Below are 18,098 nucleotides of genomic sequence, written 5' to 3' on the forward strand. Positions count from 1 at the left end.
CTATACCCAAAGCCCTCAGCTTCTGGTCTCGACACTTCAGGACTTTCTGGAGAATCCTGCCAGCAAAGCAAATCTTCCTGCTTGAAGGAAAAGTCTATGAAGATCTTAGCTTTTTTATTGATTGGGTTGAATTTTATATTTTTGGAGTCTGCTGAGGCGACGTCATTTGGACGCAGGGAAAGTGCGACTATTTCTTCGGTTAATAGTAGGCCGGCCATTTGTCTGCCAAATGATACAGGGGAAGTATTTTTGGTCGGCTGGATATCATTGATGCAAAGTTATGTGCGAAATGCCGGCGCTTGGGGGGTTGCACTTAAATCGGGTGCTAAACCATTAGAGCTGTTGCCGGGTGGATGTGTAGTGTTTGGCGTCGTGCCAGAGGGGTACGAGCTGGATGACTATAAAGTAAAGACTCATCCATTGAAGCTTGAAGTAAATAACACCTATATATTTAGTTTGATTGACGCTTCTCGGCCAAGGGATAGCTATACAGCTGTTTTTTGTATCGGTAACACTGCGAGTGGAACTGTGGAGTACCTTCAATATACTCGTTTGGCAGATGGTAGTGAGCTTGTCCCCCCTTGCGATGGTAGGCGTAATGGAAATGCTGCGAAACATTTTTCACCTGATAATTAACAACGAGTGGTACATGCAAGATATGTAGTTTGAGTCGTGCTCGAAAGCACGTGCCATCCCGGAACAGTTACGTACACCTTGTATTGGTAATTTTCTTATCGTTAAACATGGATGCCGCATGAATTCGGAACTGCAAAACGCCTTGGCGTTCTACGAGCCTGCTCCACAGGACGCTTACTCAGGCGTCGAGGGGAAATGGCTCTGGCTGTGGGAAGTGCTACAGGGGGATTTCCACGAGAATCCGACCACCGCACAAACTGTCACGGGAACGTTGATTTTCATGATTCCTTTGGTCGATCAGATTGGTGATGTGCGCGACCTGATTGCCAATTGCCAAAAAATCAACAAGGACAGCAGTGATGCTTGGGGTTGGGTATCGTTGATATTAACGCTTATCGGGTTGTTTCCTACAGTGGGGTCGTTGCTGAAAGGCTGTCTTAAAATTATCGTTTTTTCTGTTCGGAAATACCTTTTCAAAGCCCTGAAGCCTGCGCCGCGTATAGATGGGGCTGTGCTTGATCAGGCGATGCTTTTATTAAATCGTTACTTAGATTACCCAGCAGTAAGGAAAGTCCTTGCTTCAATGAAGGTTTACAATCCATGTCATTATTTAGCTGGAAAATTGACTGAGTTAAACAGGAGTCTGTCTGTACAGGGACTGCTGGCACGACTGGATGAACTAATGCAGGTCACGCGTCAGTTGTTTGATTCCGTCATGAGTTTCGGGCCGAATGCATTGGGGGCCCGGATAGAACGACTCTGGACAATCATAGTGGATGTCAGAAACAAGGCTGATGAAGGCCTGGCAAAGGCATTGCGCCCGGCGCAGGACTATCTGGACCAGATCATCAATCGGCTACGGGTCGAAGGGGACAATGCCTACCGCGCGCGACCAGGAAACAATTCACATGTGTTGGGACAGCGCGAGGTCGCTGAGTTGGAGTTGATTAAACAGAAAAAAGTGGATTGGGTTGATGAAGTAGAGAGTTTAAGATATCCGGCTTTGCAACAATTTCCACCAGATGCTTTCAAGGATATTGCCAAGGGCTGGCCAGATATCAGCGATACCTCTAAGAACAAAGCATTGGTGGGTAGGTTTGAAACCTTCGATATATCAATGCAAGCATCTACTGTTTCGCCGGGTGAACGACTTTTTCGAGTGGTGGATCCCAGTTCCGGTGATAACAGTATTTTCTGGCTTCGCGAAGCGGAATTTGACGCGCTGAAGTCGAAAAGCCAATGGCGAAGTGAACTAGCGGTTTGGAAACAATGGAATGAGAACGGTGAATTTGTGGTCTATACCGTGCCGCCGGGGCAACCGCTCAAAGTCTGGGAGGGGCGCGCGGGGACCCAGGAGTTTCCACGCGAACCGAAATACAAACTGCAGGGAGGTCGGCAGCAGATAGCTCTGAATCCTGATGATCTTACTCCTAAATATATCTCTCCCAGGCAGAAAACCAATTGGGGATATGACGATGGTACTGGCGATACGAACCTTGATCCTTTCAAGCCATACCTGGGCTTGCCGGAATTAACCCATAAATGGTTTGTACCGAACGTAAAAAAGGAGCTTTGAAATGGCAGTTTTACATCCACTTGAATGTTATCTGCTGGAAAGCTTCAGCGCCCCCGAGCACTTCGCGGCCACCCGCGATGCCATCATCGACTGGATTGACGCCCACGAAGCGGCCTACGCCCGCTTGCAATTCCAACTCGATCCACGCCAGCGCAACAAACCGCAATGGCAGCAAGGTGATGTGGTCTGGGGCAGCCGCGTGTTGCCCAATATCCGTCCTGATAGAGACTTCTACATCAAAGCCTATATTCATCGGGTGAACAATGACCCGCTGGCATTCAAGGCCGGCCGCTCCATGAAGTCCAATAATCGAGGCATGAGTGAGTTCTGGGATGGTTGGATGTTGGAGCAAGAACGACAGTGCATATCGCTTTTACGAGACGAGGCGACTAAGTTGGATAAACGATTAGGGGCCACTGTCGGGGGACATTGGGATGAAGGTCATTTGACTTATAACGGACAAGACCGGGTCTTTCGATTGACTGAGTTGCCTCAGCGTATTCCGCGCTACGAACTGGATTTAAGCGTGCGTATTGAAAAGGATGAGCGCCCCAAACATATTGGTATTTATTTGCCGGATGTGGATTTTGCAGCTGCACACTTACTGTATCCCACCGAATGGACTGAGGGAGGACAACAAGTTCGGCGTGGGGTAAGGCGTAGTACATGGGTCAATCCTGATACTGGCAAGCGTGATTACGACTGGAATGAAAGTGAGTTGGTCGAAACTGGTTGGACACTGATCCGCCGCGTAGAAGACGAATTCATCGACGTACCTGAACGAGGCTTCTTCCCCAAGGGTGAACCGGACGAACTGTACACCTGGCCCGAGCGCGAAGCGCAGTTCATCAGACAGGATAATGTTTTTATCACGGCGCTGTCGGGAGAGCCTGCAAGCCACACCGGTAAATGGTCGATTTTCGGCCGTAAGGGCTTTGAATACCTTGACCTGAAAAAAGGCCAGCGCTTGCCGCATAAGGACGAGCAGTCGGTGAAGTGGACTCTGATCGCACGAGCTGATGGCGGGTCGTGTACCGAGCCTAAGGGGAAGTCTTGAAATGGCCGTTTTGCATCCGCTTGAATGCTATCTGCTGGAAAGCTACAGCTCCCCCGAGCACTTCGCGGCTACCCGCGATGCAATCATCGACTGGATTGACGCCCACGGAAAGGCCTACGCTCGCTCGCAACACCAACTCGACCCGCGCCAGCGCAACAAACCGCAATGGCAGCAAGGCGATGTCGTCTGGGGAAGCCGCGTGCTGCCCAATATCCGTCCAGATCGGGATTTTTACATCAAAGCCTATATTCAGCGGGTCAACAATGACCCGCTGGCATTCAAGGCAGGTCACGCCATGAACTCCAACAACCATGGAATTAGAGAGCTCTGGGACGGGTGGATGACCGAGGAAGAACAACAGCGCATCTCGCTAACGCAAGATCGGGCTACGAAGCTGGACTCTCGGTTAGGAGCAACAACCCAGGGGGAGTGGCGTGAAGGTAACTTGACCTATACCGGCCAAGGCGGTCTGTATGAGGTGGCAGAACTACCCCGACGCATCCCTCGCTATGAATTGGATACCAGTGTACGGATCGAGAAAGACGAGGCAGCTACGCAGATAGGGATCTATCTACCGGATGTGGATTTCGCAGCAGCTCGCCTGTTATATCCCATCAAATTCGAGGGTGGTGTCAGGGTCTTTCAAGGAATCAGACGTCACGAATATGTCTGCGAGACCACAGGCAAGCGTGATTATAGCTGGAAGGAAAACCAATGGACTGAAACCGGTTGGACACTGATCCGCCGCGTAGAAGACGAATTCATCGATGTACCCGAACGAGGCTTCTTCCCCAAAGGTGAACCGGACGAACTGTACACCTGGCCCGAGCGCGAAGCGCAGTTCATCAGACGGGATAGTGTCTTTATCACGGCTATGTCGGGAGAGCCCGCAAGCCACACCGGCAAATGGTCGATCTTCGGCCGTAAGGGCTTTGAATATCTCGACCTGAAAAAAGGCCAGCGCCTTCCGCACAAGGACGAGCAGTCCGTGAAGTGGACGTTGATCCAGCGTGCCGATGGTGGCTCATGCACGGAGGCACATCCATGAAAGGAATTATCAGAATCGGCGACAGCACCACCAACGGCGGTGCTGTGCTATCAGGCGCCACGGGGATGCGCTTTGGCGGTATCGGCGTGGCCCGTCAAGGTGATCCGGTCCGGTGCGGTAAACACGGTCCGACAATAATTAGCGAGGGGCATCCTACCTTTCGTAACAACGGCATCCCCGTCGCCTTTCATGGGCATGTGTGCGCCTGTGGCTGTGCCTTGGTTTCGTCCTTGCCCAACGCGACGGCGAGCTGATTTTATGCCGGTCAAATTGTACGAGGTACCGCCTGAACTGACCCCGCCACCGGCCCCCCGTGTATGGCGTTGGCTGGTTTTGCTGCCGGTGTTACTGCTGCTGGGTCTCGGGCTGACGTTGTGGTTGGGAGGTGACGCCTTGACTCAGCGTCCGCGCCTGCTTTGGCAGATCGGGCTTGGGGCACCCATGGCGATCTGGTTTGTCCTGGGCTTGATCCGTGCATTGGTGTATCTCGGCCAATTGAGCGTGACTGACGGCTGGAACGACGAGCGTGAAGCGGACCTGGTTCAGAAAATGCGTCAGGGGCGTCGCTCGCAGCAAGTGCTGGCGGTGAGTTTGCATACCGCATTGCGGGAACCGGGAGCGCACGATGGCGAGGCGCAGCGGGAAGTTTTGCTCGACGCGCACAAGGCCTTACGTGTCCAGGCTGCCTGGCAACCCTGTGAAGAGGGCATTCGCCACAGTCGCTTGGCGGTCGAACAGGGCGAAATGCCTGAGGCGGTGCTGCGCAGGGTATTGCGGCAAGTATTAAGTGATCTCGCCCGGGTGCTGCAAGCGCTGCCCGAGGACAAGCCGCTGGCTTTGTTGCTGGAAATGGACACCATCGTTTCCGAGGAAAACCTCAACGGACTGTGGCAGGACGTCTGGTCCGAGTCCGGTATACGCCAGACGGTCACACGACTTGAAGGCCGCGGGCTGGCAGCGGTGGATGGCTGGCTGGATCAGCGTATCCGCGAACAGACGCTGTTGCTGGTGGTGGCGTTTCAGGTTGCGCCGGCGCAAGCGGAAGATACAGCCGAAGCGGTGGTGGGTTTGCTCTTGGGTAACCGCCTGACGCAAACCACGCTGGAGCCGCTGGCTTATCTGCATCGTCCGGAACCGGTGCGCACGCCGACCTCCGAAGGTGTGCTCTATGCCACTCACCAAGCCCTCGACTGGGTCCCGGTGGAGGCGGCGTCGATTCGGCATGCCTGGTGCGTCGGAAGCGATGCCCAGCGTGCTTCGGCGATCACCACGGCGATCAGCGACGTCGCGATGCCGTTGAAGGTTGAACAGGGGTTGCACGACCTCGACTCCATTCTGGGCAATCCAGGTTGCGCGACACCCTGGGTAGCGATTGCTGCCGCAGTGGAGTCGATCCGCGACGAGGGGGAGCCACACTTCATTTTCAGTGGGGATAGCACCGCCGACGCATGGTTGTGGTGCTCGGCCGTCATGCCCCCCTCTCCGAATCAGGAATAAATAGCTGATGCGCAATAGTCGTTCGATAGGGTTGTGGATAGCGCTCGTGGTCATTGTGTTCGGAGTGAGCCTGTGTCTGCTGATCGGGTGGCGACCCGAGTGGTTGGGGATCCAGCCGGAGACGACAGAGCAAACGCTGGGGTGGTGGGGCACGATCAGTCTGATCTTGCTGGTGTTGGCACTGGCCGGTGGTTACTTGTTGATGGGCCTGAAGATGGGACGCGTCTCTTTTCGGCAGCAGAAAGGAGATGACCGCGCCATTTCGGCTCCTGCGCCTGCCACTGAAAACAAGGCGGACTCCTTTTCGGAATCGACGCTACGAGATCATCTCTACCGCAATCACGGTCCCTTCTGGCGCCGCAGAGTCCGCCTACTGCTAGTCGTCGGCGAACCTGACCAGATCCGGGCCATCGCACCGGAACTTACCCAAAAAAACTGGATGGAAGGCCAAGACACCGTCCTGATCTGGGGCGGCAGCGTGCAGGGCAATGTGGAGGACGCGCCCTTTGCCCAGTACCGCCGCCTGAACCGCTGGCGGGGCCTCGACGGCGTGATCTGGGCCCTCAACAAAGACCAGTCCAGCGACGCCGCCGCAATGGGCGCCGGCGTGCGCTACCTGCAATCCCTGGCCCGCCACCTGCACTGGCAGCTGCCGCTGTACCTGTGGCAGGTTTGCTACAGTGAGTGGCCGCAGCCCAAGCGCACGACCCAGCCGGTCGGTTGCCTGCTGCCCGCCCGCGCCACCGCCGTGGACCTGGAAACCGCCCTTGACCAGCTGATCCTGCCCTTGCGCCAATCAGGCTGGGCGCAAATCAAAACCGACATGAAACACGACTTCCTGCTGCGCCTGTCGCGCGATCTGCAGGCCGAAGGCATTGCCCGCTGGCGCCAGGCGCTCGCGCCGCTGTTCGGCGAATTCGCCCGCGGTCTGCCGCTGCGCGGGCTGTGGTTCAGCCTGCCATTGCCTGAACACCAGGACCACGCGGCGCACCATTGGCCGATCGACCCGGCCTGGCAGGGCGTGCTCGAGGACAAGGCCGTGCACAGTCACCGTTTGCGCCGGCACCCCCTGCGCATCGGCTCGGCGGTGGTGATAGGCCTGGCGCTGGTGTGGGGCGCCGGCCTGCTGCTGTCCTTCGCCACCCAGCGCGTGCAGATTGCCCAGGTGCAAAGCGCGCTGGTAGCCCTCGAACAAGCCGGGCAGGGCGACGCCCAACTGCTGGCCCTCAACGACCTGATGCGCGAACTGGCGCGCCTGGACTACCGCGCCGAACACGGCGCCCCCTGGTACCAGCGCTTCGGCCTGAACCAGAACCAGAACCTGCTGGAAAAAGTCCAACCGATCTATGTCGAAGCCAACCAGCGCCTGCTGCGCGACCCGGCCGTCGCCAACCTGCAGGCCAAACTCACCGCCCTGATCAAACTGCCCCCGGGCAGCCCCGAACGCGCCCAACGCGCGCGGCAGGCCTACGACCAGCTCAAGGCCTACCTGATGCTGGCGCACCCGGAAAAAACCGATGCGGCGTTCCTGACCAAGACGCTGATCGACGCCGAACCCACCCGCGCCGGAATAGCGCCAGGTGTATGGCAAGGCCTGTCACCAAACCTGTGGCAGTTCTACACCGAGCACCTGGCGGCGCACCCCGAGTGGCGCATCGAGGCCAACCCCAAGCTGGTCGCCCAAGCCCGGCAAGTACTGCTCGGCCAGCTGGGCCAGCGCAATGCCGAAACCAGCCTCTATCAACAGGTGTTAGCGGGGGCGGCCAACCATGCCCCGGCCTTGAGCCTGGCGCAGATGGTCGGCGACACCGAGGCCGGCGCGCTGTTCAGCAGCAAGGCCAGCGTCCCCGGCGTGTTCACCCGCCAGGCCTGGGAAGGGCAGGTGCGCCAGGCCATCGATGCCATCGCCGACGCGCGGCGCGAGGAAATCGACTGGGTGCTCAGCGACCACCCCGCCGAGCTCGATGCCGACCTGACCCCGGACGTGCTGCGGGCGCGCCTCACGCAACGCTACTTCGAGGACTACGCCAGCGCCTGGCTGGATTTTCTCAACCGCCTGCGCTGGCAGCCGGCCGCTAGCCTGGGCGAAGTGATCGATCAACTGACGCTGATGAGCGACGTGCGCCAGTCGCCGCTGATCGCGCTGATGAACACCCTGGCCTACCAGGGCCAGGCCGGCGTGCGCGGCCAGGCGTTGGCCGAGTCGCTGATGCAGTCCGCGCAGAAGCTGGTCGGCCAGGCCCCGGTGCCGGCGATCGACCAGCAGCTGCAGGGGCCAAGCGGTCCACTGGACGCCACCTTCGGCCCGTTGCTGGCGCTGCTGGGCAAAGACGCTGAAGGCAGCGGCGACAGTGACCGCTTGAGCCTGCAGGCCTTCCTCAACCGTGTCACCCGGGTGCGCCTGAAACTGCAGCAAGTGCACAACGCGCCCGACCCGCAGGCCATGACCCAGGCCTTGGCGCAGAGCGTGTTCCAGGGCAAGAACGTCGAACTCACCGACACCCAGGCCTACGGCAGCCTGCTCGCCGCGAGCCTCGGCGCGGAGTGGGGCCAGGTCGGCGAAACGCTGTTGGTGCAGCCGCTGGACCAGGCCTGGCAGCGGGTGCTGCAACCCTCGGCGGCGGGCCTCAACCGCCAGTGGCAACGCGCGATCGTCAGCGACTGGCACAGCGCCTTCGCCGGCCGTTTCCCCTTCGCCGCCACCAGCAGCGACGCCTCCTTGCCGATGCTGGGGCAGATGATCCGCGCCGACTCCGGGCGCATCGACCAGTTCCTGCAGCAGCAACTGGGTGGCGTATTGCGCCGGGAAGGCAGCCGCTGGGTGGCCGATCCGCGGCACAGCCAGGGCTTGCGGTTCAACCCGCAATTCCTCAGCGCGATCAACCAGCTCAGCCACCTGGCCGACGTGCTCTACACCGACGGCGGCATGGGCCTGAGTTTCGAACTGCGCGGCAAAGCGGTGCGCGACGTGGTGCAAACCACCTTCGTGCTCAATGGCGAGAAACACGAATACTTCAACCAGAAGGAAAGCTGGCAGCGCTTCAGCTGGCCCGGCTTCAGCAGCCACCCGGGTACCAGCCTGACCTGGACCAGCGTGCAGGCCAGTGAACGGCTGTTCGGTGACTACGAAGGCACCTGGGGCCTGATCCGCCTGCTGGAAAAAGCCCGGGTCACCCCGCTGAACGACAGCGACAGCCTGCACCGCCTGCAGCTCAAGGCCCCGGACGGCCTGGAGCTGACCTGGAACCTGCGCACGGAGCTGGGCGCGGGGCCGTTGGCGCTGCTGAAGTTGCGGGGGTTCACCTTGCCCCAGCAGATCTTTCTCAGTGAAAGCGAGGGGGCGGTGCCTGGTGCGCAGAAGAGGAGGGGCAAATGAATGTTCCGCCAGAAAAAACCAGCGCAGCACTGATCAACTTCTATCCTGAACGTGTCTAGTCCTGAAATAGATTTACACCTGTTTCACCGCATCGGGCGTTTTGTATTTCAAGGACAAGTGCGGGCGCTCCTGGTTGTAGATCAGGATCGCCTGGCCCAGGCCTTTCATGTCGGTCCCCGATCGGCATTAATAAAATGGAGATCGAATTGCTTGAGCACCCGTTTGTCTTGGCATGCCTATTCGTCGCTGGAATGTCGTGGATCGCTGTTACGGTCCTGGTGGTGCATCCATGAGGGCGGTGTCCCTATGAGCTATTCCAGGTTACCAGCCATAAGCTGATGTCCCCATCGCACCGCTCATACTGTCTAGCGAGGGCTGTCTACTTCTCGAACTTTTTATGCGCAGCTCAAGGAAGAACTCCACATGCCCTCTGGGACTGCCCGGCAATGGCCAAGCGTCGACCTTTAGGGCGATTGCCTGAAAGGCTTGAGCACACTTGGAGCGAGGAAAATTTTCGTAGATGGCCCGCTGCTTCTGCACGGCCTTGCGCACGTTCTCGTCGTATGGCACCGCACCGACGTATTGCAAGGTGACATCGTCGAGGAAGTGCTCAGTGACTTTGCTCAACTTGGCAAACAAGTTGCGTCCTTCCTGCGGGCTCTGCGCCATATTTGCCAGTACCCGGAAGTGGTTCATTCCGTAATCACGATTAAACAGTTTGATCAGCGCGTAGGCATCAGTGATCGAGGTCGGCTCGTCACAGACCACCAGCAACACTTCCTGCGCCGCCCGGACAAAGCTGACCACTGAACTACCGATGCCCGCAGCGGTATCAATCACCAGCACATCGAGACTGTCACCGATTTCACTGAAGGCCTGTATCAGGCCTGCGTGCTGCGCTGGAGACAAATTTACCATGCTCTGGAGGCCTGAAGCCGCGGGGACGATTCGCACCCCGCCCGGCCCCCGCATCAGTACGTCGGATAGAGTACAGCGGCCTTCGATTAAATCGGCAAGCGTGTACCGCGGTAAAAGTCCCAATAGGGCATCGATATTCGCCAGGCCAAGATCGCCATCCAGCAATACGACTCGCCTTCCAAGTTCCGCCAACGCCAATGACAGATTCACAGCCACAGTTGTCTTGCCAACGCCACCCTTACCACCGGTTACGGCGATAACCTGTACAGCATGCACACCATCCATGTTATTGACTTCCTTCCCTGTGCAACGTGTGCGAGTAGTCGCTAACTAGTCCCTGGTACGCGATGGTAACTGAAAAGTGCAGGCACATGGCCCCTAGCTATCACAGGGCCATCGGCTCGATGTGACACGCTCAGGTCGGCCAATTGTTTTCCTGTAGCGCCAGGCGTCGACTTCAGGGCTTCCGCCTCGTCTGGGCATACGCTGTTCCCGATCAGCCGCACCGGGTCGGTCTTGCTGGTGTGGAGTCGGTTGAGGTTTGTCTTGGCCAACCGCTGATCTGGCTTAGCGAGTGCGCGGTGTTGCCAACACGATGAGCCGGGGGGACGATCTTGCGCTTGCCGGCGGCGGAACCGTTCTTTTTTTCTGAACGCACATAAAAAAGCCACCTGCGAAGGTGGCTTTTCAATACAAGCAGCTCAGGACCTATCAGTAAGCCTTGCCAGTCTTGTAGAAGTTCTCGAAGCAGAAGTTAGTCGCGTCGATATAGCCTTCGGCGCCACCGCAGTCAAAGCGCTTGCCCTTGAACTTGTAGGCCATCACGCAGCCGTTTTGCGCCTGCTTCATCAGGGCGTCGGTGATCTGGATTTCGCCGCCCTTGCCTGGTTCGGTATCTTCGAGCAGGTCGAAGATGTCCGGGGTCAGGATGTAGCGACCGATGATCGCCAGGTTCGACGGCGCGTCTTCCGGCTTTGGCTTCTCGACCATGCTGTGCACACGATAGATGTCGTCGCGGATCATTTCGCCGGCGATCACGCCGTACTTGTGGGTTTCCTGCGGATCGACTTCCTGGATGGCGACGATCGAGCAGCGGAACTGCTTGTACAGCTTGACCATCTGGGTCAGTACGCCGTCACCGTCGAGGTTGACGCACAAGTCATCCGCCAGGACCACGGCGAAAGCTTCGTCGCCAATCAGTGGGCGGCCGGTCAGGATCGCATGGCCCAGGCCTTTCATTTCGGTCTGGCGCGTGTAGGAGAACGAGCAGTTGTCGAGCAGCTTGCGGATGCCGACCAGGTATTTTTCCTTGTCGGTGCCCTGGATCTGGTGTTCCAGCTCGTAGCTGATGTCGAAGTGATCTTCCAGCGCGCGCTTACCGCGACCGGTGACGATGGAGATTTCGGTCAGCCCGGCGTCCAGTGCTTCTTCGACGCCGTACTGGATCAGTGGCTTGTTTACCACCGGCAGCATTTCCTTGGGCATGGCTTTGGTCGCTGGGAGGAAGCGAGTGCCGTAACCGGCTGCTGGGAACAGGCATTTTTTGATCATGTGAATCCTTGATTGGGTGGTGCATCCATATTTTCGGCGCAGTCTAAGCAGGCAGAGGACTTCTTAACAACGCCCGTTTCTTGCTCGCCGCCGCTTACCGTTAGCAAAAATGCCATGCTTGATACATGACTTTTTTTGAGGGCGCAGAGCGACCAAGCCTTGGGCGTTGGCTTACCTAATCAGCTAACGCCCGGCGACGTCATCTGAGAAGCTTTCTTGAGCTTCCTACGCTGATATCCACGACACGCCAGAATAACCACCATCCCACACAAAACCCCCAGCGCATTAGCCTCCATGTCACCCAGGGACGCAGTGCGTAGCGGCAGCAAACTCTGCTCCAGCTCAATTAACATCGAACCCACCAGCGGCAAAAGCAGCAACCAGATCAGCCGAGTCCTGGGGAACGCCAAAAAGGCGCTCACCGTCAGACAAAAGAACCCCGCCCAGTGATGCAGCTTGTCCTGATTCTCAAACACCTGCGGCACCGGCTCACCGCGCATACCGGCGAAACACAACACCAGCAGGATCACGAAAAACGCCAGCTTGGGCAGGATACGCAGAATTCGCTGCTTCATTCGGTGACCTTGTAGAAGTTGTTGTGGAACAGGTCGATGTTGCGCCGCTCCGTCAGAGAATACAGCGAGTAGCTGCGAGCCATGGCAGCGCCACCGTCTCGGGTCAGCGGTGACCAGGCCAGCGAGGCTCGGCGGGTGGTGGAACTTGACATCAATTCATCGAAGGGAATCGAGAAGTAAATGCCCTTGCCGAAACTACCCTCGCCATATTCTTCCTTGGTCGCGTCGGTAACCGTCACCCAACCACCGAACCGCACACCATTGCTGAACTCACGGGACAGGTCCAGAGTGACCCCCAAATCCTTGGCCAGGTAGCGCCCGACACTGAGCGCGCCGAGGATGTCCTGGAACGAACTGCGGTAGTAAAGAGTGGCATGCCCGGTGATTGTACTGTAATCACGCAGTCCGAAGCCTTGATCGAAATCGCGCTGCTTGACCCAGTTCATGTCCACGCCTACGGCCCAGCGCTCGCCCATCGGACGATACAGCGCTTCACCGCCGACACCGGCGTACATCGACTCCAGATAACCGCCGTAGAGCATGCCGTAGAGATCCTGGTCCAGCTGTTTGACCTTATTCACTTGGAAGGTCGGCATCGTGACTTCCGAGGTCGTCATGTACTGACGCAGGTCGGTACGCACACGGGGCAGGCCGCTGGGGGCGTCGTACTTGAACTTGTCGAAGTTGTTCGCCAGGTTGGCGCTCAGAGTGCCGCTCCACCATAAATCAGGCTGGAATCGATACTCCGCATTCAGGTCTGCACTGAACTGGTACAACAGGAACCCGTCGGGGCCACCGACGTTCTGTTTGTAACCCAGGCCCAGGCCATAGGTGAACGGATCCGGTTTCTGCGCGAACAGGGTCTTTTCCTGATGGGGTACGGGAACGTTCTGCTCGGTAACCCGGCGCAAGTCTTCCACCGGTCGGTCTTCCTGAACCACTTCACGGAAAGTGTCCCGCGGAAGGCTGACTTCCTGGATAGGCAAGCTATAGCGCGTGTCGACCAGGGTGAACCAGTCGATCTTGTCGTTGACGCTGTTATCGAGAATGCGCGAGGCGCGGCCGACGGCTTTCGGGGTGTGGAAATAGCGGCCCTGTTCGCCGTAGACGATCAGTTCGGAATCGCGTTGGGTGATGCGCGAGACGGTATAGCCTGCGTTGTTCTGCAAACGCTTGGCGACACCGGCCCATTGAACGTCGGTGGGCGCGGTTCTTGGTTTGACATCCGGCACAGGTTCGGGCTTCGGATCGAAGCTTTTGGTTGGTGCTTTGCGGGTGGCGAAGTTGGTGTGCAGAGTGATGCCGAACATTGCGGTGTTGCCGCGTTCCCAGGCAGCGTGGAGGTCGACCGAGTCTGTGGCCTTGAATACCAGCCCGAGGTTAATCGGTGAGTCCTGGACCTGGTTGTTGCTCAGGGGCTCATGCTTGTAGTCGTTACCTTCGTATTCCAGCTTGAGCGACAACGGGTCCCAAGGGGTTTGGTAAGTCACGCCGCCGAAGAAGGAGGGGGAGCCACGGAAGTAGCTGTTTGCGTTGAAGTCACCTGCGTTTGCTACGTCACTGTCCGGCGTCGGCCGATCGTTAAATTTATCATCCACCAGACCCAATGGGTTGCTGATATCGCCACGATTACCTATGTAGCCCCATGCCAGACCGACACTGAGATCGAAATTGCCTAATCGTTTGTTGCCAACAAAATACTCACTCGAAAACAGGCCAGTACCGCCAATATCCCGTGCCCCCACTGCTACCTGCGGAATCCAATGGCTCTCTTCGAGCAGGCGTACCTTGGCGTCAATCGCTTTGTCTTTATAGCTCTGATCACCACTGAAGGATTCTTGGCCGTAGTTGCGGTTACTGATCGACGTATAGCGGAAGGCTCCCTCAAACCAGTCGAATGGCTGAAACGACACGCTATAGCGACTGTAGGGATCAGTACGGCTGGCAGTTAAAGACAATTCACCCGCGGGTGCCATGCGTGCGCTAGGGGTCTGCAATAACCCTACCCCACCAAAGTCACTCTGGGTAAAGCGCGGCTCGGCGACTGCCCAAGCGCTGCAACCGAGCAACAGGCAAGGGATCAAGTGAAACTTCATGGCTTCACCTCCAGCAGCGGCTGGGTGGCGATGAAAGCGGCTAGCTCGATATTCAGATCAGGCGTAGGGTCGCCCTGAGCGCTATTGCGTACGGGCACATAAATGCGTGCTCCCGGAGCTGGTGGGACGGATTTGGTTTCGTTCCAAAGCGCGATGCCTTCATGGAAAACGCGGCCATCCGGCTGGATGACAAAGAGCTGATCAGCGTCGGCGCCAGGATCGCGCGGACAGCTTTTCAGATAGCTGATGGCCGACTGCAAAGGCTGGTAAGCCAGCTCGCATTCACCCAGCACCGCCCCCACAACTCTTACTGTAGAAGGACGAGTAGGGTACAGAAGCACATCACCATTGCTCAGGTAGGGATTGTCCTGACGGTTCAATTCAACACGCACCGGATCTAGCTGAGCCACCCTGCGCCCGGTTACAGGCATCGCTTGCACTTTATCGCTGAGGCGCGCGGCCAGCGCGGCCAACTCGGTCTCGTCATCTTGAAGCGCATTGCTTCTCACGGTTGCAAGATCGAAGAGTACGCCCAACTTGAGGCGCTCCTGCGCGCTGCGCAACGGGACATGCAACCACGCAGCACCGAGTAGATAAGCCTTCGGATTAATCTGGGCTGGCAGCAAAACTTCATGCAGGCGCATGCCTTCCTGGAACGAATAGCGCCCGGGTTTGGCGGCATCGCCCTGCACAGTGACCAGCGAGTCAGCATTAACGGCAAACGTCATGAACAGGCTGCAGCAAAGCAGCCAGGAGGAACGAAAAATCATTGCACTACCGGCTTATTCGGGCGCACTTGAACAATGCGTAGGGGCAATTCGGGGGTCAGGTGCTGCACACTGGCCATGATGAAGCCGTCGGCAGGGTCGACCCAGTACTGGTTACGCGCGGTAAAGCCCAGGCCGTCCATTGCAATCTCTTCGTCCACTCGCAGTAACTCCACGTCGCGGTCGAGAATATGTACGGTTTCCAGACCTTTTTTCTCGAAGCGGCTGGTGAGGATCACACCCATTCGATAACCATCGGTGAAGTCCACCTGGCGACGGGTTTGCAGTCCATCGGCAATGCGGTGCAGACCGGTCTTGAAGGGTGACTCGCCCTCAAAGCGGGTGCCGTCGAGGTTGTCGTTGAAACCGACACTGCGGATGGCAAGGCCATCCTCAAGCATCAGGATCTGGCGACTTGAGGCCATCCAGAATCCAACACCATCCTGCAGACGTACCAACGCCATCACGGCTTCACCCGTAGGGGCTGCAATGGTGATCTGGTAATACGGAGTCGCATCCACCTGTTCGCGGGTGAGTTCCAGGGGCTCAGGTCCTTCGAAAGCGGCCTTGAGTGTGTCCATGGAAGCGGTCATCAACGGGTTGCAGGCGCTCACCAGCAAGGAGGCCACGGATAGAGTGGCCAGTCGCAGAAATTTCACAAGAATTCCAGTTCTAGTTGGTGTTGCCCAAGTCGTCTTGGATACCCGCACCAACACTCAGCAGATTAGCCGTAGGGAAAACCTGGCTGATAAAGCGGTTCCAGCGGGTGACATCGGCAGGGCCGACATAAACCACGTCCTGTGGCTGCAACTTGAAGTGCTGGGCCAGGGCGAACGCTGAAGGCGACTTCAGATCGATTTGGAAAACCTTGACCGGCTCATCCGCGAGATTTTCTACACCGCGGATCACATATACCTCTTTGCCGCTGGAAGTCTCCTGACGCAAGCCGCCAACACTGCCGAGGGCATCGGTGAGGTTCATGTTGCTTCCCTTGAAGACGAGGGCGCGTGTCGCGACAACTTCACCCAGTACGTAGATCTTCTTCTGGTCGTTGTAGGGCAGGTGCAGTTGGTCGCCATCCTTGAGGTACAGGGTGTGCAGGTTGGAGTTTTTACGATTGAGCGCATCGAGATCGATGACATATTCATGACCGTCGCGCTTGAGCACGAGCCCGGAAATATCAGCGGTGCCGACCTGCACCGAACCTTGACCAACTGCATCCAAAAGACTCAGCGGTGTATTGGTTATAGGTAGCTGACCAGTCTTGCCAAATGCGCCAGAGAGAACAACCTTCTGGCTGACAAAACGCAGGATACTCACATCCACCTGGGGTTCGGCGACAACTTTGGACAGGCGCGAAGCGATGATCGAACGTAGATCTTCGATGGTTTTACCGGCAGCTTCGATGTTTCCCACATAGGGATAGAAGAGCGATCCATCAGGGCGAACCAGACGTCCATTCGCTTCAATTTGCTGTTGGGGACCGGAGGGTGCGGTCAGCTCCGGATGGTCCCACACAGTGATGTAGACGAGGTCGCCGGCACCAATCCTATACTCGGTGGGTTGGTAGCGCAGCAGCTCGGGCGCGACTACGTTCGAATGATCTGCTGCCGACTCGATAGCCACCAGTTTCGGTGTAATAGGTATCAACTCGATCCGGCTGCTTTCTGGAGAACCTTCTCGTACCAGATTGCCCGTGTCCATGTGCTGACCAGGGGAAAATATACAGCCTTGCAGGGTCAGGCCAACCAGCATGGCCAAGGGAAGCGCGCGATTCATTGTCGAAATTTGCTCGAAGGGAATAGGCAAAACAAAACCTCCCAGCAGAGCTGGGAGGCTAGTGTATCGAACTTTAAGCGGGGAGCTGTTACCTGGTGGTGCCAGTAGTACCAGTAGTGCCCGAGGTGCCACCACCAGTAGTGCCAGGGGTACCGTCGTTGCCACCACCACCACTGCTGTTGGAGGCCGCGACGCCGACAGCGACAAGACCCGCACCAATGGCCAGACCAGTGCCAACTGTTACGGCACCTGCGATTGGGGTCGACAGGGACAGACCCGAGGTTGCCCCAGGCGCTGTAGCAGTTGTAGCAGGAGCGTTAGGACCTTTAGGAGCTTTAGGACCTGTTTCAGCAGCCATCAAAGGCAGACTGATGGAGGTAATGAGGGCAAAGGCCAATAGCTTTTTCATGATCATGCTCCTTGAAAGGATAATCCTTGAGGGTTATTGGGTAAGGGTATTGCAGGAAGTGACAATTTTGCAAGCTAGAAATGGTGTAGGCGACTAATATTGTTGGCGTAAGCAGTGATCGATCGGCCTTCGGAAACAGCATGTGCAAATCTTGAATCGCGAAGCATGAATGACAACCCTCCAAGAAGCACAAATTTTGATGGTTGTGGGCTCATTATGCACCGGGCAGCTACGATTTGCCAAAAACCTCGACCTTGCGGATACTATCTACATCAACAATGTATCATGTCCAGCAACACCCAAGTAAGCTTTGAAAGCAGTGGCATTAGGTTGTAATGTAAGAAATATCCGATTTAATCAACGCTAGATAGATGTTCTGAAAAACTTTCCCTTTCTGAATTGGGAAATTCAATGGTGTTGTTTGTTACATAAAAATGTGCTTTGTGACGACTGATAATGATGCCGCGATCTTTGATTGAAAACAGATTTAAAAGTATCGAAATTGGAAATAAGAGATAATTAAAATTTCGCGTGTCAGTTCAATTGTCTGTGAGCGCTTGTCATATGTATTAAAAATATCAGAGTGGTTAGAATGTATAGAGTAAGGAGCATTCTAACGGTTTATTCGTTTAGTAGGTTTGAGATTGTATAATGGCTATTTGGTGCGCCACCGGCTTACCACGGATTATGCATCATTTAATATGTTCATTTCACATGCCTGCATTTTTCATTTTGTCTGGGTTTCTGTTCAGTACGAAAACGTTTAATACCTCAGGGGTCGCGACAAACTTAAATGTTTTCCAAAAATTGGAT

At 56.6% G+C, this 18,098-nt stretch carries 14 protein-coding genes; 7 read left to right on the forward strand and 7 right to left on the reverse strand.

The window, feature by feature from the left end:
- Positions 1-96: 96 nt before the first annotated feature.
- From F8N96_RS30930 to F8N96_RS30960, 7 genes are all read left to right on the forward strand, one after another.
- Positions 97-636 (forward strand): hypothetical protein, encoded by a 540-nt coding sequence (locus tag F8N96_RS30930; RefSeq protein WP_150801030.1) that lies wholly within the window; start codon positions 97-99, stop codon positions 634-636.
- 118 nt (positions 637-754) lie between these two features.
- Complete coding sequence (locus tag F8N96_RS30935) at positions 755-2,212, forward strand: hypothetical protein (RefSeq protein WP_150801031.1); 1,458 nt, start codon at positions 755-757, stop codon at positions 2,210-2,212.
- Position 2,213: 1 nt separating this feature from the next.
- On the forward strand, positions 2,214-3,269 hold the full coding sequence (locus F8N96_RS30940) for a type VI secretion protein ImpA (protein ID WP_191635395.1): 1,056 nt from the start codon (positions 2,214-2,216) through the stop codon (positions 3,267-3,269).
- 1 nt (position 3,270) lies between these two features.
- Positions 3,271-4,317, forward strand: coding sequence for a type VI secretion protein ImpA (locus F8N96_RS30945; RefSeq protein ID WP_150801032.1), 1,047 nt, complete (start codon positions 3,271-3,273; stop codon positions 4,315-4,317).
- A complete protein-coding gene (locus F8N96_RS30950) occupies positions 4,314-4,571 on the forward strand; it encodes a PAAR domain-containing protein (protein ID WP_150801033.1) in 258 nt (85 codons plus the stop codon). Before F8N96_RS30945 ends, F8N96_RS30950 begins: the two co-directional genes overlap by 4 nt.
- A gap of 4 nt (positions 4,572-4,575) precedes the next feature.
- The gene (locus F8N96_RS30955; RefSeq protein WP_150801034.1) at positions 4,576-5,814 is read left to right on the forward strand and encodes a hypothetical protein; all 1,239 of its coding nucleotides are present in this window, start codon (positions 4,576-4,578) and stop codon (positions 5,812-5,814) included.
- Positions 5,815-5,821: 7 nt separating this feature from the next.
- Entirely contained in the window at positions 5,822-9,190 is a 3,369-nt protein-coding gene (locus tag F8N96_RS30960; RefSeq protein WP_150801035.1) for an ImcF-related family protein, read from the forward strand.
- Between the two features lie 321 nt (positions 9,191-9,511).
- Here the strand turns inward: F8N96_RS30960 and F8N96_RS30970 are convergent, their stop codons facing one another.
- The 7 genes from F8N96_RS30970 to F8N96_RS31000 form a co-directional block, all read right to left on the reverse strand.
- Positions 9,512-10,393: a MinD/ParA family protein gene (locus tag F8N96_RS30970; RefSeq protein ID WP_150801037.1), complete on the reverse strand. Its 882-nt coding sequence runs from the start codon at positions 10,391-10,393 to the stop codon at positions 9,512-9,514.
- Between the two features lie 426 nt (positions 10,394-10,819).
- Positions 10,820-11,659 (reverse strand): UTP--glucose-1-phosphate uridylyltransferase GalU, encoded by an 840-nt coding sequence (gene galU, locus F8N96_RS30975; RefSeq protein WP_150765076.1) that lies wholly within the window; start codon positions 11,657-11,659, stop codon positions 10,820-10,822.
- Positions 11,660-11,838: 179 nt separating this feature from the next.
- Positions 11,839-12,234, reverse strand: coding sequence for a VanZ family protein (locus F8N96_RS30980; RefSeq protein ID WP_150801038.1), 396 nt, complete (start codon positions 12,232-12,234; stop codon positions 11,839-11,841).
- Positions 12,231-14,330: a YjbH domain-containing protein gene (locus F8N96_RS30985; RefSeq protein WP_150801039.1), complete on the reverse strand. Its 2,100-nt coding sequence runs from the start codon at positions 14,328-14,330 to the stop codon at positions 12,231-12,233. The genes F8N96_RS30980 and F8N96_RS30985 overlap by 4 nt, the downstream gene beginning before the upstream one ends.
- Positions 14,327-15,100 (reverse strand): capsule biosynthesis GfcC family protein, encoded by a 774-nt coding sequence (locus F8N96_RS30990; protein WP_150801040.1) that lies wholly within the window; start codon positions 15,098-15,100, stop codon positions 14,327-14,329. Before F8N96_RS30990 ends, F8N96_RS30985 begins: the two co-directional genes overlap by 4 nt.
- On the reverse strand, positions 15,097-15,756 hold the full coding sequence (locus F8N96_RS30995; RefSeq protein WP_150801041.1) for a YjbF family lipoprotein: 660 nt from the start codon (positions 15,754-15,756) through the stop codon (positions 15,097-15,099). The genes F8N96_RS30990 and F8N96_RS30995 overlap by 4 nt, the downstream gene beginning before the upstream one ends.
- 13 nt (positions 15,757-15,769) lie before the next feature.
- On the reverse strand, positions 15,770-16,876 hold the full coding sequence (locus tag F8N96_RS31000; RefSeq protein WP_150801091.1) for a polysaccharide biosynthesis/export family protein: 1,107 nt from the start codon (positions 16,874-16,876) through the stop codon (positions 15,770-15,772).
- Positions 16,877-18,098: the final 1,222 nt, after the last annotated feature.

The sequence above is a fragment of the Pseudomonas fluorescens genome, assembly GCF_902497855.1.
GTDB classification, from domain to species: Bacteria; Pseudomonadota; Gammaproteobacteria; order Pseudomonadales; family Pseudomonadaceae; genus Aquipseudomonas; species Aquipseudomonas fluorescens_BI.